Origin of the sequence: Paenibacillus psychroresistens, from assembly GCF_009728935.1 — a bacterium.
Lineage (GTDB): Bacteria > Bacillota > Bacilli > Paenibacillales > NBRC-103111 > Paenibacillus_AC > Paenibacillus_AC psychroresistens.
This window is the reverse complement of sequence record NZ_CP034235.1, coordinates 3,671,222-3,692,471: the sequence shown is the minus strand read 5'-3', so window position 1 is coordinate 3,692,471 and position 21,250 is coordinate 3,671,222. Positions and strand designations below refer to the sequence as shown.

Genomic DNA, 21,250 nt, shown 5'->3' with positions numbered 1-21,250 from the left:
GAGCAAAACAATTTGTTTTGCTCGATTTTCATCCTGCAATTAGTTAAGGATTAAGCTCTTTGAAGGACTTATCAGCAATGGCGTCAATTTCTTCAGCAAATTTCTCTGGAGTTGATTTCAAAGCAATTAATTGCGTAATCTGATCCAGATAGCTCTTCGAAGTAGCAGTAGAGAATTTATCTTGAGAACTCGTTCCACTAAAAACGGTAGCAGTGCTAAGAATACTGGTTAAATCTTTTTGAACTTGTGTTTCTTTACCCGTATTAAATTCTTCATAGGCTTGAGCAGGGAAAGTTATTCCGTTCTGCCAAACTGTTCTTGCCCAATTCTCTTTCTTGAACATCCAAATTGCGAATTTCTTGGCTTCAGCTGAGTTTTCAGATTTACTAGAAACACTATAACCACCACCAAACCAAGCAAGTAGGTCTGTCGTTTTACCTTTACCGTCATCAGAAGCCGGGTATGGAATAACAATCATGTTGTTTCGAACATCTTCTGGGAAGTTAGCATCAGTAGAAATCCCCATTTCCCATTCACCCATTAGATACATGGCTGCTTTTCCTTGTCCGAATAGGTTTCTTGCACCGCCATAATCTAAATTTAGGAAGCCAGTTCCGAACATGCCTGCTTTAGCCATATCCTGTATTTTTTTGGCGCCGCTGATTACAGCTGGATCTTTAAATGAACCCGTACGGTCCATTGCTTTTTGATAAATTTCAAATGATCCTGATTGTCTAGCAACAACCGCATCGAATAATAATCCCAAAGGCCATGCATCTCTTCCATCCAACGCGATTGGCACAATGTTTTTTGCTTTTAATGTTTCAGTAATTTTGAATAAATCAGATTCCGTTTTTGGTGGCTCTAGTCCATTATCTGCGAGTAGTTTTTTGTTTACGTAAAGGACTAAGAAATCTGTATTCTTTGGAATTGCATAAATTTTACCATCCAATGTAAAAGGTGCAAAAGCTGCATCAATGAATCCTTGTCCTGCAAAATCTTCTTTTGTAAACGTTACCAATGCTTCATTCTTTACTAATGGTGACAGGTAACGTGCTCCGCCCCACATCATAGTCATTTCGGGTAAGTCATTTGTTGCATTGTAAATTTTTAGCTTATCTTGGAATTGTGGATCTGGTGATAATGTTTCTGCAGTAATTTTAATATGCGGGTTTTCCTTCATGTATTGATCGATTAAAAGCTGCTCCGCATAACCTTGTCCTGCTTTGCGGTCTGGATTATTACTGAAAAATTTGATACTAGCTGGTTTGTTGCTTTCAGGTGCTTTAGTTGCTTCAGGAGCGACTGTTGCCACTGCAGTTGCTGCAGGCGCTACGGATGCCGTATTTACAGCCTCATCCGCTTTCTTGCCCCCACATGCCGATAATGAGATGGATAGAATCAGTACAGTAATCATTAGTAAAGCTAATTTTTTCAAAAATATCCCGCCTTCTGTATAATTTTTACTTAGATGAATATCTTTTTTCTTTTCTCTAAGTGACTTTAGTATAAAACATCGTTAAAAAATCCATAACCCATGATTATTCTGTAAAATTGTACGATTATTCGATTCTGCTTATTTTTTGTACTGGGAAGGCAGCATACCTGTCCATTTTTTAAACATCCGTACAAAATGTGACTCATCGTAATAACCTACTTGTTTAGCAATAATATAAATCTTGCCATTCTCTTCTTTCAGCAGCTGCTTGGCTTTCTCGATCCTGAATTGATGCAGACAATCCAAAAAGTTAATCCCCATTTCCTGGCGAAATAAGGTAGACAAGTGTGAGGGTGATATGAAAACTTCCTCCGCAATCGATTTTAGTGTTAGATTGGTCATATATTTTTCCTTAATTAAAGCCATTACATGTTCAATTGTTTTGTGAGTTGGCTTCTGTGCATTCATTAATTCGACCATTTTCTGAATAATAATTGTCAAAAGCGTAGAAAGCTCTTCGAAAGTTTCCTGATATTCAATTTGCTCTGCATATTTCTCGAATAGTGCAATATGCTCCTTCAGGAAACTATCATTTCCTGTATTAACCACTTTAATTAGCATATTTACAAATGAATAGGCATGCAAATGGATGCGTTGTATAGATAGCTCCTGCTCTTGGAAAGCGTTCAGCCATTCCTCAACTTCAATAACGAAATCTGAAAAATTACATTTGGCAATATACTCATTTATCTTGGATTGAAAATCGGATATTTGCTCCTGAAAGGATGAATACACCTTGGAAAAATGATCTTGGACTTTTCCCTCGCTATAAATGAATATCTCTCCCCCGCCATAGTAAAAGCGGTTTGCTAGAATTTCTAGCGCTTCATCATAGGAACGCTGTATCTCAATTATGTCCACCTCTGAGCCAACGCCAATGCTAACGGTTACCTTAAGGAAATCCGTTAAGTTTTTTTGCACTGCAAATAAAGTCCCTTTTAATAAGTCAACCTCATTGGAATCAACTGCATTGGCAATCAGAATAAACTCTTCCTTTTGAGTCATAATTTCTAGCCGCCCATTAAAATAGCCATGCAAGCTTTCTAGCATAATATTAGCTGCCGCATAGCGGATGAGATGCAGATCATTCTCATTGTAGTGCAGAGTCTTTAACTTCTTGCTGTCGAATTGCAGCACCATGACCAAACATACTTTATCCTCCAATTGCATGTGACATTCCGTAATTTCACTCAATCGTGCTGCTTTATTGCGTGGTGCAGATCGCAACCATTTTAACATGCGGTCTTCTTTAATCGTCTGTGAATGCACTTTCATTTGACGTTCTAGCAGGTTAAACTGCAAGTCTTTGTTTCTGCGGAGCAATAACTCGGTTTGAGCACGGACCATCACATCACGAATTTGCTTCGGCTGACAAGGCTTAAGAATGTAATCAAATACACCAAGCTGAAGCGCTTGCTTGGCATATTGGAAATCATCATAGCCCGATAAAAAAACAGTCATAATATCCAAATTAGCTTCGTTAATCCGTTCAACAAGCTCTAAACCAGTAATTAACGGCATCCGAATATCCGATAATAAGAGATCTGGACAATCTTTCTGGATGAAACGCCAAGCTTCCTTACCATCTGCACAAGCTCCAACTATTGTAATATCGAACTTATGCCAATCTATCATCGTTATTATCCCCTCCCGAACAGAAGGCTCGTCTTCTACAACCAAGAGTTTAAGCATTTAAGGGTTCCTCCTTCTTAGGAAATCTTACGGTTATTGTGGTTCCAAACGTCAGCTTGCTTGAAATTTCAATTATAGACTGTGCTCCAAAATGATTGGTAATCCGATCCCGGACGTTGATCAATGCAAAAGAATGAATCCCATCTGACTTCCCTGATGTTTTCTTAGTCTTAATTCCACTGTTTAATTGCTCTAATAACTCCCCTTGAATACCCATCCCATTATCCGTAATCACAATAATGACCTCATCCTCCATTTGATGAATGGCAATATTAACAAAACCTTGCCCCTCCATCGGTTCAATTCCATGCACGATTGCATTCTCGACCAACGGCTGGAGAATTAGCTTCGGAATGTACATCGCTTTCAAATGTTCATCCGTTTCAATCGAATAAGTAAGTTTGTTGCCAAAGCGGATTTTACTTAGGAACAGATAATCTTCAATAATTTTCAATTCTTTATCCAAGGTGATAATATCGGCTCCTTGGTTTAAGCTAAAGCGGAAAAAATCCGACATTTTTTGAATCATTTCTGCTGTTTCTGGCGAACCATCCCGATGCAGCAACCACGAAATATTGTTTAATGTATTATAGAGAAAATGTGGATTAATTTGTGATTGCAGCAAACGGAGCTCGGATTCTTTCTTGGACAGCTCAGATTCATAAACATTCTGAATCAGCTCCCTAATGCGCATAACCATTATATTGTAACCATTTCCCAACTGACCGATCTCATCCTTCAAATCAATTTCAACCTTTTGATTAAAATCCCCCATCTGCAATTCACGCATGGATTTCAGAATTCGCATTAAGGGCTGAGAGAAGAGCTTGGAAATATACCAGCCAACAGGGATATTAATTAAGAGTATTACGAGCACTAGACCAAAGGTTAACCATCTGATTTTATTCAATTGCTGCAGTTCTTCCGAGCGTGGTTGTATGACTAGCGTATGCCAGCCTGTCTCCTTGGATTCGGAATGGGCAACAATCCAATCCTGATTATTACTGCTCCAATTAACTTGTCCGAATGGAATATGATCATAATAAGGGAGATCATTGAAAGACCTTCCACTCCAGGCATCATTAGAATCGGATAAAACGGTACCATCTTGATTGAGTATAATAATTTCGATATTCTCATTCTGTGAGCTGCTGTAGGATTTGCGGAAATTTTCTTCGTTCATTCCAATGATCATCAAGCCTTCAATAGCCATTGTCCCCGGGTTGGTCAACATTTTACTATAGAACACTTCTCTACTCTCGTCACCAACGAATAATTTAAATGCTTTTGTCTCCACTCCCCAAGTTCCTTCGCCTACATTTGCTAGTGTTTTGGTATAATACTCACTTTTTTTAAATTCTTCATATTCCATTATGTCGTTGGTGTTGATGCTATTAAACTTAATTGTTTGGTGAGTATCTGAATAAATAAGCAAGGTTTGAAAATATTGGCGTGTAATCATCAAGCGGTTAATCATCGGGTAAACAACGCCGGAAGAGCTAAAATTCTCATTAGGTGAGAATAAATCATGCAGCTCGCTAGAAAGCCACAAATAGTTATTGATATCATAAATATCCCTTGCCAAATAATCCAAATGTGCGATTGTCTGGGAAGAGATATTTTGCTGACTTTGTCTGATTTTCTCGAGGACCTGATTAGAAGCGGTTGAATAAGAAATGAAGCCAATACAGCCTGCCGTAAAAATTAATAGAGGCATAAACCAGATTTGCAATTTTATACGAATCGGCAGCTCTAAGTAGACGGATCTGAGAAAGCGAAACATAGTATCCCTCTTTGTTATAGATATAGTAGATTGAATGTACATATTCACACTGCTATTGTCAATCCTATTACCAGATAGAACAATAAAAAAAGCCATACAGGATCTTTCCCTGTACAGCCCAGCTCCCTATTAAATATATTAATTGATATTCACAAAATCCAGCTCAGCATATCTCGTGGTTCCTTTTGTAAATCGCAATGTATTGAGTTGCTTCATGTAGAATAACCGTTGCATCACAAGCGCCCCATTGGATGGCATAACCAACACTTTATTAGACTTACGGCAGAAATTACAGATTATGCGGAGGCTGGAGCTAAGATATTGATTGAAAATGGTTGGATGGAGCAACCCCCGTTAGCTTCAGATCGCGATAAATTAACGCAGCATTAGTTAGTTTAGCCAATCCCATACCGAGCTAGCTGTCTGGTCTAAATTACTCGTTCCAAACTGATTGATAAATGGCTCTCTACTGCGAAAATAATCGGCATGGCCTCCAACCATCGGTATTGAATATACCGTTGAAGGAGCCTTTTTCCGGCTATTCCAGCGGACTATTCCCCCACTTCGCTCCCAGCCTCCCCAGCTTCCAATCCGTGTAATCGGATCTGTAGATTTCCCCACCTGATTGACAGCTCGAATGAATAAGGATGACGTTTGGGCTGCAGCAGAAACCGCACATTTGGGAGAACCAATTTGAATTACTCGCACATCTGAATATTGCTCGGGATCAAGCTTCTCTGCTGCATGAATACCCGCAACCCCACCGCTGCTATGACCTATGATAACAACTCTGCCGCTTCTATGAGTCTTCATTATATGATTGGCAACTAATTCCCCGCGATAATAGCTGCTGTTCCTTGTAAGTCGAGGCAGCATATCATAGCTAATTTCCATGACCTGCTTCCAGAGCCTTCTACTCCAATCCCCATACGGAAATAGCATACTGGATTGAACCTCAAGACCAGCATGCTCATACCGTCTTATTACCTCAAGCTTAAAATCGTCCATGAAATTTAACGAGGTCGCTACACCTGCCAAGAAATATAGGGATACTTTATTCTCTGTATTAAGCATAAGCAGGCACTTTAATCCTCTCTTTAAATCTAACTCACGGTTTCGGGTGCTCTTTAAGCCATTTCAAAATATCATCAATCGTCTTTACAGGAACAATGTTTAAAAGCTTTGCACCCCGACGGGCTTCTTCATATTGATCATATGGAACGAAAAATACATCAGCCGCTGAGCGTTCAACGGTGTAAGCTTTTTGGCGAATACCACCAATTTGACCCACCTGGCCAAGGCTATTAATTGTTCCCGTACCTGCTACAATATTGCCGTTTGTAATTCCACCAGTTGTAAGCTGATCAATTAAAGCCAGAGTCAGCATGGCCCCGTGGGACGGTCCGCCAACATGTAATAGATAAGGTTTGAACTTAACCTTCAAGGGAAGATCCAGCTCCACTTCATCACTTACCTGTACACCAATTACAGAATTCTTGGGTTCCTTCGCATCTGCTTGAGTTTGAATGGCTACTTTTAACTCAGCTCCATTACGTTTAATAACAAGCTTTAGCTCATTGCCTGGCTTGATTTGTTTAATGTGGTTAATTAAATCGATGGTTGTCGAGATCGAGTCACCATTCGCTTGGATAATCACATCCCCAGCTTTAAGCTGCTTAGCTGCTGGAAAGTCTTTGACAACTGAATTAACCATTGCCCCATGTGATATCGCTCCTTGACCTAGGCCAACTTTAGCAAAAGCCACTGCACTGGCCACTTGATTCGCGTCGATTTGCTGGGTTCGAACTTCTTGCAGCTGTTCATGCAAAGATGGCTGGTTCACTGCCTTCTTCGCAAACTCGTATACTGTGAAAAATTTGGCGTAAAGCCGATCAATCCGAAATGCTGGACGCTCAAAAATCAGTACGCCTGCAATTTGATCACTGGAATTGCCCTTATCCACCTGCGCATATTCGTTCATATTCATCGTCAAACCTGGATAAGTAACTACATAATTTGTGGGCCATAGCAAAAAATAAAGCAACACAATCGTAAACCCAAGGAAGGTTAGGCTTCTAAAAGGGACTCGATGTTTGTGACTCCATTCACTCAGATGTATACTGATCAAGCTCGTTATCCAGGCGCATGCCAAACAAACAACCATCCAGAGATACTGCTGTTGAGCAAAGAGGATGCAATACATCACTATGAACGAGCTAATTAAACCGACAGCTCTCATGAAAACTAGTGTGATTGAAGCAGCAGCCAGCTTTTTTGTCGTTTTCCAGCACTTTAATTCCCTGTTGATATTCCTTACTGCAGCCGTACTCCAGAGTATTAAAGGCAGCAAGCCGATATAAATCAGCTCATCAAACAATTCAATCCAGTAAACATGGTGCCCCACTCTTAGAGGGTCAGGGAGCCAGATCAACTCTCCGAAAACAATGAAAAAAAGGGCTAGACCCATAGCGCTCAGATCTAACCATTGCGATTTTCTTGTAGCTGTTTTACATGCTGAATCTTTGACGGTATCCGCACTTGCGACATAATTCTTCAACGACTTCTCTCCTCGAAAAACCATCCACCAGATTATTAGCTCTTTGACTCTCAATAATTTCCGCAAAAGGCGTTTGATGCACATTGCCTAAATTAATGACACCTTCTCCATCCAAGCAACAAGGAACCACAGTCCCATCGGATAGAATAGCCGCTTGATTACGCAGCCCATGACAGAAGCCTTTGCCATCATCTTCTTTTTCTTTAAGTGCCGGCCATTGAAACTCATGATCCTGATTTAAGTAAACCCGATCTGTAATTTTATGTCCACTGCCGCGAACGAACTTCTCTTCAATTTTATAATCCAAATTAAATTCCCGCTCTAGAATCTCTAGAACCTGCCGATTCTTGTTTCGTTCTTGGTTTGTTGTATTGTCGGTATCTAAATTCCATAAACGTAAAGAAAAGATAATATCCGTTTTCTCCAAGGCTTCTTTAACAAAGGTAAGAATATCAGAAACATAACCTTCTTTATTCGTTGAGCCGACATGGCCATCAAAGCTGTGCAAGGAGAAATTCATCTGCCTCAGCGCTGGCTTCATCATGATTTTAGCTCTATTCTTGTTAATCAAGGTCCCATTGGTTGTAATGTTAACTTTAAAGCCTTTCTCATGGCTTAAATCCAACAATTCATCGATCTTCGGATGCAGCAGCGGTTCACCTTTAACATGATAATAAATATAATCCGTGTGTGGCTTGATCTCATCTAATATTTTACTAAAGGCATCCACTTTAATGAAATTGGACGCTCGTTCCGTAGGCGGGCAAAAGGTACAAGCCAAATTGCAGACACTTGTAATCTCTACATAAAATTTCTTGAATTTTTTCATGTGGGTACTCCATTCATCTGGTCTCTAGCTTGAGCTTTTAAAAATATTGCGCCAACCAAACACCTTCACCTGAACCAATAATTTAGAAGTCCAATGGGCGAGTACATAAAGAGCAATAAAGACGAAAACCAAAGGCTTAAAAAAGATCCATGCCAAGAACCAGCTTATAATAAAATAGGTCGGCTTAATGTTTTTAAGTGAGGAAGGCATTAGCAGCATACGATAAAATCTATCATTTTTCTGTAAGCTCTTGAGATATTCTTCGCGAATTTGATTATTTTGCGGATTTAAACGTACCGCGTTTTTGAAATATTCAGTTTCTTTCTCATCTTCAGCTCTTAGTTCAGCCGCCCAAGCGAGATAAATGAATACTTGAGAATCAGAGGAATGGATGCGTAATGCTTGACGCTCAGAGATCCGCGACTGAACGAGTTCGCCTTGGCTTGCTTGCAAATAACTATAAGCAGCTAGATACAAGGGTGCATCCGGGTTAATCTCCAGCGCTTTAAGCATTTCAGCTTCTGCTTCCATACGATTCCCTTTTTTATGATAAATATTAAATCTTAAGAAATAATATAACGATTGAGAGGGGTCAATCCGCAGCGCTACCGTTACGGCTTCAAAAAACTCTTGCTCCTTACTCTCGCAATAATAAGCAAACACACGAACATACCAAGCAAGAACATTCTCAGGATCATAGCGAAGCGCTTGATTAGTCCAATTGTGAGCTTGCTCAAATTGATTCTGCTTTAAATTTATTTGAGCGAGAGTCGCATAGGCTTCAGCATTACTGGGTTCGCTGCTTATCCACCGCTCCGCTTCAGCACTAGCTTCCTTCCACTTTCTCAAGTCTATTAGCTGAACAACTTTTTCGCGGTTTACCGAACCATTAGGTAAATTCAAGGCCATCTCCCCTTAATCCATTTCATAGATTGACCCTGAGCGACTTGCGAACAGCTCCGTATATACTTTCTCCGCATAGGCATCTGTCATTCCCGAGATATAATCGCAGACTAAACGTTCCCAAGTCCATTGATCTTTAAAATGGTGATAGCTTTCAATCCAATCTGGAGGCAAAATCAATCTACCCGTTTCATACTCTTTAAAGCTGTCCCATAAACGATGAACCATAATTTCACTGCGCTTCTGCAAGCGTTGGACTCGAAAATCTTTAATTAACGTCACCCAAGCCAGCTTTTTAAGAATCTCCATCGTCCGCAATAAGTCTAAATCCTCTTGCCCGTCAAGCACGAAGGTGACTCGCTTCCAATCCTTCTTGGAGTCATCTATAATCCCAACCTGATGAGCGAATTTACTTACCCAGCGAGCCTTCATTTCGCGACGCGTTCGCGAAGCTTCTCCACCACATTCAGCATAGATAGTCTCCCATTGAGACAAGTAAGAAGCCAAAACCTGTTGAACCATTACCTTTAAATCTACTTGGTCCCAGCCCATTTCTTCATTGCCAGTATCATCGATTACCTCTTGCATAAGATGGGTTACTAAGCGATCGTCTTCAAAAAATGTACGGTTCATTTGAATTTTCCCTGCTCTAATACCATCTTCAATATCATGGGTGGAATAAGCAATATCATCACAAAGATCCATCAATTGGGCTTCGAGTGTGGCACAGCCATCCGGCATTTCCCACAATTGGCGCAAGTACTCAATTCCTTGCCATTCGCGAGCGAAAACCCCTTTAATCCGACCAGGGTCATCCAAACAAAACGGATATTTGTTTATTCCTAACAATACCGCTGCCGTTAAATCCAACCCGCTTCCACTTCCAGCGCGTTTCTCAAGAAACATTAGAATGCGATAGTTTTGTGCATTGCCTTCGAATGCCAGTCCATACGCATCCTTTAGCAGCTGATTTAGCACCTCTTCACCTTTATGGCCAAAAGGCGGATGCCCCAAATCATGGGCGAGTGAAGCTACCTCTACGACCTCTGGGTCTAGCACTAAGCCCGGATGCTCACGAAAAGCTAGAAAAGGTAACGTTCGGCTTAATCGCTTAGCCATCTCTCTAGCAATTTGCGATACTTCCAATGAGTGTGTCAATCGGGTTCTATAGTAATCACCTGATCCAGCGCCAAATACCTGCGCTTTTCCCTGTAATCTGCGGAAGGAAGGCGATTGGATTAAACGAGCATAATCTTTCTCGAATTCATCGCGATCGTCGCTAGACAATGTGTTCTCACTATCGAATAATCTCAGTTTACGGACGTTCACTAGCTTTCTCCTCCTCACGGGAGGTATACCCGTCACAAATCTGCTCCATAAAACCTGTTTCGGGATGCATAATAAAGCCGTGGACAGGAATGAATACAGGAACTAGTGGATGATTGCGAATCATATTGACACTATGCATAACGCCTTCTTCTGCGCTTGCAAAGCCTTTGAGAAATCGATCCATCCGAATACCTGAGTTTTCTAAAGTCGATAAAACTTCATCCGAAATTCCACTAGCACGAATTTTGGCAACCATAGCTTTTGAATCAAGCGTGGTCATGCCGCAGCCATGATGGCCAATAACCAGTACTTCCGCTGCACCCATTTCATATATAGCTACAAGAATACTACGCATCGCACTGCCAAACGGCTGAGTCAGAATCGCACCTGCATTTTTAATCAGCTTGGCATCCCCATTCCGTAAATTTAAAGCTTTGGGCAGCAGCTCAACTAAACGCGTATCCATACAAGTTAAAATGGCGATCTTTTTATCTGGAAATTTATCGGTTAAGTATTCCTTATATTGCTCTTGCTTCACGAACTCTTGGTTAAATTCTAGAATATTCGATACGACTGACATCCTACCAGCTCCTCGTCTTCATTATTGGGGTATGATATCTTTGGGTATTTATTTTAATTTTACCTGTATACAACCTTTTAAGCAATCCATAGAAACACATCCCTAGATTGGCAATGTATTTAAGATTTTGCTTTAGTTACAGACATCAATTCTCTAATATAATTTATTTCATCCCGATGCGTGCCGTCTGCCGCTGGAGCCGTCTCCAACACAATGGCAGTATCCCGTACAAAAGCCGAGCTTAATACGGCAGTTAAATGCTCACTTCCAATAAAGCCTTGGCCAATATTCGCATGACGGTCGCGGAACGACCCTGTTGGATAGAGAGAATCATTCAAGTGGATGGCTTTAAGGTGCGTCCAGAATCCAAGCCTTTCTCCATTAGCTTCAACCTCACTCCAATTGGCTCCGTTCCATAATCCGCTGGCAAAAGCATGGCAGGTATCTAAGCAAAACCCGATTTTATCTGGATAATTGGACAGTGAACGAATCTGAGTTAGTTCTTCAAATGTAGTCCCCATAGGATTGCCGCTGCCTGCCTGATTCTCCAGTAAGATGAGCGCCCGTCCCTGCCATTGCTGTAGGGTTTCATTTAATACCTGCAGAATATGCTTGTACCCCTCTAAAGTATCTTTACCCGAAAACCTGCCAAAATGGACAACAAGTCCGATAGATCCACAAGTATCTGTTATTTCAAGTCCATTCAAAAGTGCATCAACCATGACAGCTTGTTGATCTTGTACAACGGCTAAATTTAATGGATAGGGAGCATGGCCTATGGAAACAAGTGAATTCTCAGCACAAAACTGCGCACATGCTACTGCATCGGATACGTTGAAGGACTTGATATTCAAACTTCGCGGATTTTTGGGGAAATATTGAAAAGCACTCGCTCCATTGCGAAAGGCAAATTTAGCTGCTGCTGCATAACCGCCTTTAGTGCTAACATGAGCTCCGATATACATAAATCACCTCTTTATGAGATTACTTTTGACAATGACGGCAATAAAAACATTTTTTAGAGCTGACCTCGTCCTTAATCAATGGATATCCACAACGAAGGCAAGGTTCTCCCTCTCGATCATAAACCCGGCATTTCGGATCAAATTGCCCTGTCAATCGATCACCTTCATATAAAGGAGTGTCCATATAGCCGCCAAAATAGATCGCTTCTTTAAGCACGGTTTGCATAGCTTGATAAAGCTGCTTTTGCTCCTGCTCCGTTAAAGCATTCACTTTTCTAGTCGGCAGCAATTCAGCTATAAAACAAATCTCATCCGAATAGCAATTTCCAATCCCCGACATCACACTTTGATCGACAAGCATTACCTTTAAATTGGTTCTGCGCCCTCGGAGTACCTGCTGAAAATCAGCAAAGCTAAATTGATTATCGAGTGGCTCTGGCCCTAATTTAATGAGAAGCTGCTCCACCTCTTGAACCGTATGCAGGTGCAGGTAGCCTAATCTTAAGCCAAGAAAATACAGGCTAGCCTCATCTCTAAAATGCAAAATAACCTGAGCAGTTCGCTCAGGAGCTTGTTTCCCATAATATAATGATCCGCCTAGCATCAAATGCAGCAATAAGACAGAGCCCGTATCCAAAATAAATAAAAGATGCTTAGCTCTTCGCTCAATAGACACGATAGAATGCTGCAGCACCTTTTTCCGAAATTCGTCTACTACTATGTTGATTGTTTTTTCCCTGGTAACCGTAAGATCTATAATGGGCTTATTCACTATTAGTGAAGACAGCAATCGTTTATAATTTTCCATTTCGGGTAACTCTGGCATCGAATCATCCTAACTTTGGTTATCTACTATGCTGTATAACCAAGTTAGGAGCAAAATAAACGATATTATATATATCGCGCAATAATAGTTTGATAAGCTTCTTTAGAACGCAGACCCACCAGCTTATCCACTGGCTCACCATTATGGAATATAACAACTGTAGGCAACGACATGATGCTAAATTCAGCTGCAAAGTCAGGAGATTCATCACAATCCACTTTTACGAATGTAACACTCCCGCCATACTCATGATCCATTCCATCTAATATCGGCAGAAGTACTTTACATGGGGGACACCAATTAGCACCGAACTCCACTACAGTAACTCCAGCTTGACGTAAACTATCCTTTAGCTTCGTTTCTTTGTTTGCTGTAATCATCTTGTAACCTCCGATATGGATTGATTAGATTCCTCTTTAATAGAACGAATACGTTCTTCAAGGTTTGATTTAATCGCTTGCATTTGTTTAATTTGAGTATCAATTTCGGCTAGCTTAGTTAAATAAACGGGCAATACCTCCGTACAGAATGCTTCTTTATTCAAAAGAACACAATGCAGAAAGCTGACAATTTGCTCGGTTGTGAGCCCTAAGCCAAGGTATAGCTGAATTGTTTTCACTTGATCCTCAGCAAGTACGGAATAGTCGCGATAGCCATTCTCATGACGGGTTGGCGCGAGCAGACCTTTCTGCTCATAATAACGCAATGATCGAATGCTGACTCCTGTACGCTGAGCTAACTCTCCAATCTTCATACCTCCAACCTCCCTTCTATCCCGCTAATGCAAGTATAAACCATGACATTAATGGCAGAGTCAAGCGATTAATTCAACATAAGTAAACGATCATCATCTGCTTTAGGCGTACCTCGCCCATCTGTATTATTAGTTATAATATAGGTCTTGCCATTATGGATTTTCACATCACGCAATCTGCCCTGATTTTCTAAAATCATTTGCAATTTATTGCTTTTCGGATCATAGCTGAACAGCTTTTGTCCCCGTAAGGTTGCCATAAGTAATTGATCATCAGCAGTAAAACTGACTCCAGAAGGCGCAATAGCGGTTTCCCCCGTATGGTATAACGGATTAATCAAACCTTCCTTCTTCTCATCACCAATGATCAATGGCCAGCCATAATTTTTACCAGGTTCAATGCGGTTTATCTCATCATGTCCCCCAGGTGATCCAGATGGACCATGCTCCGAGCCATACATATTTCCTTGGCTATCCCAGGCGATTCCTTGTGAGTTGCGATGGCCATAGGAATAAACATAAGAGTCCGCGAATGGATTATCCTGTGGAATTTTGCCATCTAATGTCATGCGCAATATTTTGCCTCCAAGGCTTTTTAGCTCTTGTGCTAGCACATCTACAGTTGAGTCTCCTGTTGTTATGTAGAGGTTATGATCAGGACCAATTGCCAGCCTGCCGCCATTGTGATTCATTGAACCTGGAATTCCTTCCAGATAGACTTTTACTTCCTCCCAGCCTTCTGGATTTTCTTGAATGAGCACAACTCTATTTAATATTTTCCCTGCCTCTTCATATGTATGATAGGCATAAGCTTGTTTGGTAGTCGCGAAGTCTGGAGCCAGCACAAAGCCAAGAAAACCGCCTTCTCCACCTTGCTTAACCACTTTGCTTAACTTAACCTGCTGCCTCGTTAGCTTTTCCCCTTCTATTTTGGCAATAGTTCCGACTCTCTCACTAATATAAATTTGCTCTCCATTAAAATTAATCGCCCAAGGTGTTTTCAGATTTTTAGCAATCACTTCAAATTCCGTAGCTGGTTTCGTTGTTGTCACTTTTGTAGGTTCTGTGGTAGGTGTAGTCTGTGTGGGACTACCGTTGCCTGAGCATGCTGCGAGCAGGAGAACAATTAATAAAAGCACTGATTTCATCCTAATAACCACCTTCATCTAGTTAATTAAAAAAAACCACAAATGATTTCTGCAAGGCAGGATCATTCGTGGTAGTTGTAGGTTAGTATAACACATGTGGACAAGATCATAAAACGGTTTGCCTTCATCGTTATAATTCAGAGGTGTATGCAAAAACTCTCATCCCCTCCTTCTTATTTTGTTGTAAAGCTTTAAATATCTATCTGTCATTTTCTTAGTGGTATATTTCTCCATAACATACTTTCGCAGCTTTCTTGAGGAGGGGTAACGACCTCGTTTTACTTTTCGTACCATTTGTTTTACATTTTTGCAGATTAACTCAGGAAATCTAGCTAAAATTTCCGGAACTGCTCCGTTATTCAAAGCAACCACTGGTGTTCCGCATGCCATAGCCTCAATCATCACTAAACCAAATGGTTCTTCCCAAACGGTTGGGAACAGCAGACAAGATGCATGTTTCAGCAGCTGCTGTTTTTTCTTTCCGCCAACCGCTCCAACATAACGAATTCTTGGATTCCGCTTTATACGTGGTAAAATTTTATTTTTAAAAAGCTTGTTATCTTTAATTGGACCCGCGATAATTAGCTTCTTTTTCGTAATATCGGCAATATCCAATGCATGCAGAATGCCTTTTGATTTGAGAATGCGGCCAATAAACAGCAAAAACCCCTGTTTATTCTCACTATATTGGTAATCACGCGGATTGATTCCATTGTGGACATAGAAGCCCCTGCCCTTCCCCATTACAGATCGGGCTCGTTTACTCACATAAACGGGATGCTTCACCCAATGCTTTTCTGGCATATGCAAGGTACAAAGTGTGGGGATCTTGGTTTTTGATCTGCCTAACACAGATTTAAAGGTGTGGTCATGAATGATATCTACTTTTTTGGGGAGTGTGTTTAATACAAATGAACCAATGGATTTGGACTTCAAGCCCTTCGGATAAGTAATTAACCTCGCGCTGCTTCGACTTCCTTTTGCTGCATATAAGTAAACATCCTGTCCACGATGCACTAGCTCTTCCGTTAATTCATAGACTATTTTTTCTGTTCCACCTTGGTTGGTTGGGGGTACGCGGTTGGCTTGCGGGTAATTGGAGATGACTTGGATAATTCTTAAACGTTTATGCTTATTCTTTCGTTTATGGCTCTTGTGTTTGTGTTTGCCCTTATGTTTATGCTTGGCTTTAAGCCTTCTTCTGGCTTTATTTTTTCCGTTTTTGCTTATAGTTAGACTTAGGCTGCTGCCTATGGTTTTACTTAACATTGTAGCGTTTCCCCCATTCTTCAAGTTTGTATACTGGTAACGGGCAACAATTAATGATTCCATTCCATCTAAACACGGGGATTCTCGCGGATTTCTTACGAATGATGGAAATGCAACAAGTTGCGCGTTAACAGTATAATTCGGCTACAAAAAAGCTCACTTTCTAAAGGATATGCGTATTGAGCTTAAGAATTGTGGACATATTCATCGAGATTGAAAAATATACCTATGACTCACTTTTCTTCTACATTGCTATTGGTAATATTAAGTTATAGGAACTTAAGGTTTTTAATTGTAAAATAAAGAAGTAAAAGATTTAGTTTATAAGTTCAACAATTGGTTGAATGAAAGGAATGAATAACATCATGGGCAAACAGAATAAAACGAAAATCCGCAGTTGGGCATTAGTTGGCATGAGCTTAATCATGTCTGGAGTTCTAGCAATAGCACCTGCATCTGCACGTGAGAGCCAATTCACACAAGATGGAACTGGACCTTTATATTGGAGCACATACGAATATCAATATACTCACGATTCACCTATGGATGAACAAGAATGGAAGAAGAACATCGATTGGATCGCCAAAGATTACAAAGCCTCCGGCTATAACATGGTTACTGCAGATGGCTGGATCGAGCAAGCACAGGAAACCAATGAGAACGGTTACATCCTTAATCATAATGATAATTGGACACATGACTGGACTTATTGGGCTAACTACATTCAGAAAAAAGGCTTGGATATGGGGATGTATTATAACCCGCTTTGGGTTACAAGAAGCGCGGCTTCTGATCCTTCAAAGAAAGTAGTGGGAACCAATTATCTCGTTAAAGATATCGCCAGCTCTAAAGATACTTTCAATAAAGATCTCTACTGGCTCGATGTAGCTAAACCGGGTGCTGAAGAATACTTAAAGGGATATATTCAATATTTTAAGAATATGGGTGTCACCTTCCTACGGATCGATTTTCTATCCTGGTACGAGACCGGCAGAGATAAAGATTCGTACAAAGGCATTGACCATGGAACCGAAAATTATAAGCTTGCTTTAAAATGGATGCATGAAGCAGCAGGGAATGATATGGAGCTAAGCTTGGTTATGCCGCATCTTAAAAATCATGCTGCTTCCGAACTTCCTTATGGCGACATGGTCCGAATTAATGAAGATTTGGCTCATGGAGGCTGGCAGAATCTCAGTGGACAAAGACAGAATTGGATAAACGGCTGGTCCCAATGGGCTAACCCGTTTATGGGTTTTACCGGATTTTCAGATATAGCTGGTCGAGGTTCGAATATGATTCTTGATGGCGACTTTATCCGTATGAACAAATTTAGCAATGATGATGAACGAAGATCCATTATTAATCTGTTCACAATGGCGGGGTCCCCCATTGCAATTACAGATCAGTATTCAACAATTAGCACCTATGGCAGCTTTTATAAGAATGCCAACATGCTCGATTTGCATAACCAAGGCTTTGTCGGTAAACCCTATTATAGGAATGGGAATCCCTTCAATACGGATCCCAACGCTAGAGATTCCGAGAAATGGCTTGGACAGCTGCCAGATGGCAGTTGGGTTGTCAGCTTGTTCAATCGGGATGATTCCTCCCAAGTCCGTTCGGTCGATTATAAGACTGATCTGGGGCTTAATGGATCGGCAAGTACCAAAGATCTATGGACCAATGCTAATCTCGGTTCCATTGCTAGCTTAAATCCGAATTTAAATGCACATGCATCGAAGATAGTTCAGATTTCTCCAGTGGGTTCGTCCATACGTTATCAGTCTGAGGTTGCCACTTGGTTGAATGGGACACATTTTAATAACGATCACAAAGGATATTCCGGATTTGGTTTTGTGGATGGCTTAGGGAATGTAGGCGCCAAAATCGTTTATGCTGTTGAGGCTCCATCCACTGGCAGCTATCCAATATCCTATAGATATGGAAACTCTGTAGGTACTACGAGTACAATGAAGGTCAAAGTCGTGGATGAGAACGGTACTTCTGTTCAGCCAGCTAAGACCGTATCCTTCCCCAACCTCGCGAATTGGGATACTTGGTCGAATAAATCGGATCAAATAAGCTTGAAAAAAGGTGTTAATTTAATTACGATCGAACGTACAGCTGCGGATTCAGGTGCGATTAATTTAGATTACATTGAGTTGGACAAAACAGCTTCGGGCACAGCAAGCTTAATTCAAAATGCAGGTTTTGAGTCCAACAATCTTAACGGATGGTCAGAATGGCATCCCGATGGACAATCCGCTGCTTTTGGTGTTGACACGAATGATAATCACAGTGGGATGAATAAGTTGTATTTTCACAATAACAATGCCTTTAAACAAAGTGTACACCAAAAGCTAAGCGGTCTTACGAATGGGAGCTATACGGTTTCAGCTTGGGTGAAAGAACGAGTATACGGCGGCAATCCATTGACTGTGCGGATGGAATTAGCTGACTACGGTGGTTCAGCTCTTTACGCGAATATTAACCCATCCGATGTGTATACTAAAATCAGCAGATCAGTTAATGTATCGAACGGACAGCTCGATATTGGATTCTATCTAGATTCACCGGGCAATACTTCACTGCAAATCGATGATGTTTCCATAGTTAAAAATTAGATATTAGCTTTATCAAAACCCAAACATCCTCTTGAGGGCGATGTTTGGGTTTTTGCTTATTAAAATTAACTTTTTGATAAAAAGCATTTTTTATTTGCATGCTAAGTGGTAAGATAAGATTTAAAATTCAACTAAACGTTAAAGGAGATCATATATGGCTATTGTCGAAGTTACGATTATCCCCATTGGGACCGGAACCACCAGCCTGAGCAGCTATGTCGCTGATCTTGTCAAGGAGCTGGAGCATGCTCCAGAAGCCATTCATTATGAGCTCACGGCGATGAGTACTATAATTGAAGGCTCATTAGAGGATTTGTTTACGGTCATTCGTCGCTTGCACGAAATTCCGTTCTTGAATGGCGCTGCCCGTGTCTCCACTTCAATCAAAATAGATGATCGTCGTGACATAACAGGCTCCATAGCTCAAAAAATGAAATCTGTCACAGATAAGCTTTAACTCAGAAAGGAAATAACCACATGTCAAAAACATTGCCAAATCCGGCACCTAATTCTACTGCTAATCTTTCGGCTGCTGTTCCAGCAACTATTTATCCGATCCTTTTTGCGATCAGCATTGTCCATTTGTTAAATGATTCGATGCAATCCAGCATCTCTGCTCTATTCCCGATACTTCATGATTCTTTAAATCTAAATTTTGCACAAATCGGTATCATAGCCTTATGTATGAACCTTACCGCATCCGTTTTACAGCCGATGATTGGTTTGTATGCGGATAAGCATCCTAAACCATATATTTTGCCTATCGGCGTATGTTTTACGCTAATTGGCATCATTGCCCTTGCGATAGCGCCTAATTATGCCTCTGTGCTACTTGCTGTCGCTTGCGTAGGTGTTGGTTCTTCCATCTTTCATCCAGAATCCTCAAGAGTAGCTTACATGGCAGCTGGACAAAAACGTGGATTAGCCCAATCTATATTCCAAGTAGGAGGCAACATAGGCAGCTCGTTAGGACCGTTAATGACCGCATTTATTTTTTTACCGCTTGGTCAATTTGGAGTCATCTGGTTTACAATTGCTGCCGGTACTGCTATCATCATTCAATTCTTCGTGGCAGGCTGGTATAGCAGGCAGAATTTACTCGCACGCAGATCAACAAAGCCTAAAGCTGCTGTTAAAGCGAATTTACTTACTAGACGCCAGGTTGGCTTTGCCTTGACGATATTGATATTACTGGTTTTCTCGAAAAATGTGTATATGGCTAGTATTACTAGCTTTTATAACTTCTTCCTCGTTGGCAATGTTGGCGTCACGGTTAAGCATGCTCAGCTGTTTATTTTTGCCTTCTTAGCAGCGGCAGCGGCAGGGACATTCATCGGTGGACCTTTATCTGACCGCTTTGGGCGACGCAAAATAATTTGGTTCTCGATTCTAGGCACAGCTCCATTCTCCATTTTGTTGCCTTATGCCAATATATTCTGGTCAGGTGTTTTATGCGTATGCGCAGGTTTTGTTTTATCCTCGGCTTTTTCAATCATTGTGGTTTATGCCCAAGAATTGCTTCCTGGTAAAGTGGGGTTGGTTTCCGGTTTATTCTTCGGCCTTGCTTTTGGATTAGGCGGGCTAGGTTCCGCTGTCCTCGGCTTTATTGCAGATGAAACCAGTATCGCTTTTATTATGAAAATTTGCTCTTATTTGCCGCTCATTGGATTACTAACCGTCTTCCTGCCTAAGGATGAAGCCTTGCGCGGACAATGACCTTAAAGCGTTCGACAAAAAAGCTGTTGAGAAGCCCATTAGGCTTCTCAACAGCTTTTTTTCAAGTATGCTATTACGCGTTCCACTCGACAATACTAGCAGACAAAGGATTACGTTGATTTGGCTTCTCACGCTCTTGCAGAGCTTCTGATAAAGTAGCTTTATCTCCTTGATAGCCAATAACAATAACGGCATGCAAGTCAATATCAGCGGGTACATTTAATAGCTCACGTGCCTTATTACTATCAAATCCACCGATCGCATGAGAACTTAGTCCAAGCAATGTAGCTTGCAATGCGATATGCGACCAAGCGGATCCTGCATCAAATGCATGTGCTCCATTAGGGTCTCCCTTAGGAGTTAGCTTAGCTGATCCCAATAAGATCAACTGAGGTACTTGACTCATCCACGATAGATTGAATGGCACGATGAATTGTCTGAAAACCTCAAGCTTAGCTTCCGTATTCGCCACATAAAATCTCCATGGCTGCTGATTATTCGAGGATGGAGCCCATCGAGCTGCCTCTAGCAATTGGTTCAATTCTGCATCAGGTACTTTTTGATCCGTGTAAGCACGCGGTGACCAGCGGTTTAAAAAAAGGGGACTTACTTCATGCTCAGGTTCACGGTTATTTTTTACAACTTCTAATAGGTCTAGTGCGGGATGAAAGGCTTGTTTCTCAATTGAGCTCATTCGATAAAAACCAACTTTCTATATTAAGTTTAGTAGCTATTATCATTATACCAGAGTATAAGAGATTACTTAAGTACCTA

At 41.0% G+C, this 21,250-nt stretch carries 20 protein-coding genes; 4 read left to right on the top strand and 16 right to left on the bottom strand.

Annotation, left to right across the window (positions count from 1 at the left end):
* Positions 1–43: 43 nt before the first annotated feature.
* The 3 genes from EHS13_RS16615 to EHS13_RS16605 all read right to left on the bottom strand — a co-directional run bounded on the left by EHS13_RS16615 (position 44) and on the right by EHS13_RS16605 (position 4,973).
* A complete protein-coding gene (locus EHS13_RS16615) occupies positions 44–1,438 on the bottom strand; it encodes an ABC transporter substrate-binding protein (protein ID WP_155701413.1) in 1,395 nt (464 codons plus the stop codon).
* Positions 1,439–1,576: 138 nt separating this feature from the next.
* Positions 1,577–3,190 carry a response regulator transcription factor gene (locus tag EHS13_RS16610; protein ID WP_155701412.1) on the bottom strand — a complete coding sequence of 538 codons (1,614 nt, stop codon included), beginning with the start codon at positions 3,188–3,190 and terminating at the stop codon, positions 1,577–1,579.
* Positions 3,183–4,973, bottom strand: coding sequence for a cache domain-containing sensor histidine kinase (locus EHS13_RS16605; RefSeq protein ID WP_162463139.1), 1,791 nt, complete (start codon positions 4,971–4,973; stop codon positions 3,183–3,185). Before EHS13_RS16605 ends, EHS13_RS16610 begins: the two co-directional genes overlap by 8 nt.
* Positions 4,974–5,201: 228 nt before the next feature.
* On the opposite strand from EHS13_RS16605, the gene EHS13_RS16600 reads away from it, so the two are divergent.
* A complete protein-coding gene (locus EHS13_RS16600; RefSeq protein WP_155701410.1) occupies positions 5,202–5,363 on the top strand; it encodes a DUF3231 family protein in 162 nt (53 codons plus the stop codon).
* On the opposite strand, the gene EHS13_RS16595 is transcribed toward EHS13_RS16600, so the two are convergent.
* From EHS13_RS16595 to EHS13_RS16540, 12 genes are all read right to left on the bottom strand, one after another.
* Positions 5,364–6,047 carry a lipase family protein gene (locus EHS13_RS16595; protein ID WP_155701409.1) on the bottom strand — a complete coding sequence of 228 codons (684 nt, stop codon included), beginning with the start codon at positions 6,045–6,047 and terminating at the stop codon, positions 5,364–5,366. It abuts the gene before it with no gap.
* A 34-nt stretch (positions 6,048–6,081) separates the two neighbouring features.
* Entirely contained in the window at positions 6,082–7,530 is a 1,449-nt protein-coding gene (locus EHS13_RS16590) for a PDZ domain-containing protein (protein WP_162463138.1), read from the bottom strand.
* Entirely contained in the window at positions 7,481–8,359 is an 879-nt protein-coding gene (locus EHS13_RS16585; RefSeq protein ID WP_155701407.1) for a radical SAM/SPASM domain-containing protein, read from the bottom strand. The genes EHS13_RS16590 and EHS13_RS16585 overlap by 50 nt, the downstream gene beginning before the upstream one ends.
* Positions 8,360–8,383: 24 nt before the next feature.
* Positions 8,384–9,262 carry a tetratricopeptide repeat protein gene (locus tag EHS13_RS16580; RefSeq protein ID WP_162463137.1) on the bottom strand — a complete coding sequence of 293 codons (879 nt, stop codon included), beginning with the start codon at positions 9,260–9,262 and terminating at the stop codon, positions 8,384–8,386.
* Positions 9,263–9,274: 12 nt separating this feature from the next.
* Positions 9,275–10,591, bottom strand: a complete 1,317-nt coding sequence (locus tag EHS13_RS16575) for a deoxyguanosinetriphosphate triphosphohydrolase family protein (RefSeq protein WP_155701405.1) — start codon at positions 10,589–10,591, stop codon at positions 9,275–9,277.
* Positions 10,578–11,171 carry a beta-class carbonic anhydrase gene (locus EHS13_RS16570; protein WP_155701404.1) on the bottom strand — a complete coding sequence of 198 codons (594 nt, stop codon included), beginning with the start codon at positions 11,169–11,171 and terminating at the stop codon, positions 10,578–10,580. The genes EHS13_RS16575 and EHS13_RS16570 overlap by 14 nt, the downstream gene beginning before the upstream one ends.
* Before the next feature lie 119 nt (positions 11,172–11,290).
* Entirely contained in the window at positions 11,291–12,136 is an 846-nt protein-coding gene (locus EHS13_RS16565; protein ID WP_155701403.1) for a deoxyribonuclease IV, read from the bottom strand.
* Positions 12,137–12,155: 19 nt separating this feature from the next.
* The gene (locus EHS13_RS16560) at positions 12,156–12,962 is read right to left on the bottom strand and encodes an Fpg/Nei family DNA glycosylase (RefSeq protein WP_155701402.1); all 807 of its coding nucleotides are present in this window, start codon (positions 12,960–12,962) and stop codon (positions 12,156–12,158) included.
* 65 nt (positions 12,963–13,027) lie between these two features.
* A complete protein-coding gene (locus EHS13_RS16555; protein WP_155701401.1) occupies positions 13,028–13,342 on the bottom strand; it encodes a thioredoxin family protein in 315 nt (104 codons plus the stop codon).
* Positions 13,339–13,716, bottom strand: coding sequence for a MerR family transcriptional regulator (locus EHS13_RS16550; protein WP_155701400.1), 378 nt, complete (start codon positions 13,714–13,716; stop codon positions 13,339–13,341). The genes EHS13_RS16555 and EHS13_RS16550 overlap by 4 nt, the downstream gene beginning before the upstream one ends.
* A gap of 68 nt (positions 13,717–13,784) precedes the next feature.
* Positions 13,785–14,864, bottom strand: a complete 1,080-nt coding sequence (locus EHS13_RS16545; RefSeq protein ID WP_155701399.1) for a PQQ-dependent sugar dehydrogenase — start codon at positions 14,862–14,864, stop codon at positions 13,785–13,787.
* 159 nt (positions 14,865–15,023) lie between these two features.
* Positions 15,024–16,196: a glycosyltransferase gene (locus tag EHS13_RS16540; RefSeq protein WP_227013960.1), complete on the bottom strand. Its 1,173-nt coding sequence runs from the start codon at positions 16,194–16,196 to the stop codon at positions 15,024–15,026.
* A 290-nt stretch (positions 16,197–16,486) separates the two neighbouring features.
* Here EHS13_RS16540 and EHS13_RS16535 point away from each other — a divergent pair, with 290 nt between their 5' ends.
* From EHS13_RS16535 to EHS13_RS16525, 3 genes are all read left to right on the top strand, one after another.
* Positions 16,487–18,760: a carbohydrate-binding protein gene (locus EHS13_RS16535; protein WP_162463136.1), complete on the top strand. Its 2,274-nt coding sequence runs from the start codon at positions 16,487–16,489 to the stop codon at positions 18,758–18,760.
* Positions 18,761–18,914: 154 nt separating this feature from the next.
* Positions 18,915–19,217 (top strand): MTH1187 family thiamine-binding protein, encoded by a 303-nt coding sequence (locus EHS13_RS16530; RefSeq protein WP_155701397.1) that lies wholly within the window; start codon positions 18,915–18,917, stop codon positions 19,215–19,217.
* A 20-nt stretch (positions 19,218–19,237) separates the two neighbouring features.
* Positions 19,238–20,476 (top strand): MFS transporter, encoded by a 1,239-nt coding sequence (locus EHS13_RS16525; protein WP_155701396.1) that lies wholly within the window; start codon positions 19,238–19,240, stop codon positions 20,474–20,476.
* 73 nt (positions 20,477–20,549) lie between these two features.
* Here EHS13_RS16525 and EHS13_RS16520 read toward each other — a convergent pair whose 3' ends face one another.
* Complete coding sequence (locus EHS13_RS16520) at positions 20,550–21,170, bottom strand: nitroreductase family protein (RefSeq protein WP_155701395.1); 621 nt, start codon at positions 21,168–21,170, stop codon at positions 20,550–20,552.
* Positions 21,171–21,250 lie beyond the last annotated feature (80 nt).

Bases quoted from the DNA above. Each gene is read 5' to 3' on its own strand.
- EHS13_RS16595 (WP_155701409.1), bottom strand. From the start codon at position 6,047: ATGCTTAATACAGAGAATAAAGTATCCCTATATTTCTTGGCAGGTGTA.
- EHS13_RS16540 (WP_227013960.1), bottom strand. From the start codon at position 16,196: ATGGAATCATTAATTGTTGCCCGTTACCAGTATACAAACTTGAAGAAT.
- EHS13_RS16530 (WP_155701397.1), top strand. From the start codon at position 18,915: ATGGCTATTGTCGAAGTTACGATTATCCCCATTGGGACCGGAACCACC.
- EHS13_RS16525 (WP_155701396.1), top strand. From the start codon at position 19,238: ATGTCAAAAACATTGCCAAATCCGGCACCTAATTCTACTGCTAATCTT.
- EHS13_RS16560 (WP_155701402.1), bottom strand. From the start codon at position 12,962: ATGCCAGAGTTACCCGAAATGGAAAATTATAAACGATTGCTGTCTTCA.
- EHS13_RS16520 (WP_155701395.1), bottom strand. From the start codon at position 21,170: ATGAGCTCAATTGAGAAACAAGCCTTTCATCCCGCACTAGACCTATTA.
- EHS13_RS16565 (WP_155701403.1), bottom strand. From the start codon at position 12,136: ATGTATATCGGAGCTCATGTTAGCACTAAAGGCGGTTATGCAGCAGCA.
- EHS13_RS16585 (WP_155701407.1), bottom strand. From the start codon at position 8,359: ATGAAAAAATTCAAGAAATTTTATGTAGAGATTACAAGTGTCTGCAAT.
- EHS13_RS16610 (WP_155701412.1), bottom strand. From the start codon at position 3,190: ATGCTTAAACTCTTGGTTGTAGAAGACGAGCCTTCTGTTCGGGAGGGG.
- EHS13_RS16545 (WP_155701399.1), bottom strand. From the start codon at position 14,864: ATGAAATCAGTGCTTTTATTAATTGTTCTCCTGCTCGCAGCATGCTCA.
- EHS13_RS16605 (WP_162463139.1), bottom strand. From the start codon at position 4,973: ATGTTTCGCTTTCTCAGATCCGTCTACTTAGAGCTGCCGATTCGTATA.
- EHS13_RS16570 (WP_155701404.1), bottom strand. From the start codon at position 11,171: ATGTCAGTCGTATCGAATATTCTAGAATTTAACCAAGAGTTCGTGAAG.
- EHS13_RS16550 (WP_155701400.1), bottom strand. From the start codon at position 13,716: ATGAAGATTGGAGAGTTAGCTCAGCGTACAGGAGTCAGCATTCGATCA.
- EHS13_RS16555 (WP_155701401.1), bottom strand. From the start codon at position 13,342: ATGATTACAGCAAACAAAGAAACGAAGCTAAAGGATAGTTTACGTCAA.
- EHS13_RS16535 (WP_162463136.1), top strand. From the start codon at position 16,487: ATGAATAACATCATGGGCAAACAGAATAAAACGAAAATCCGCAGTTGG.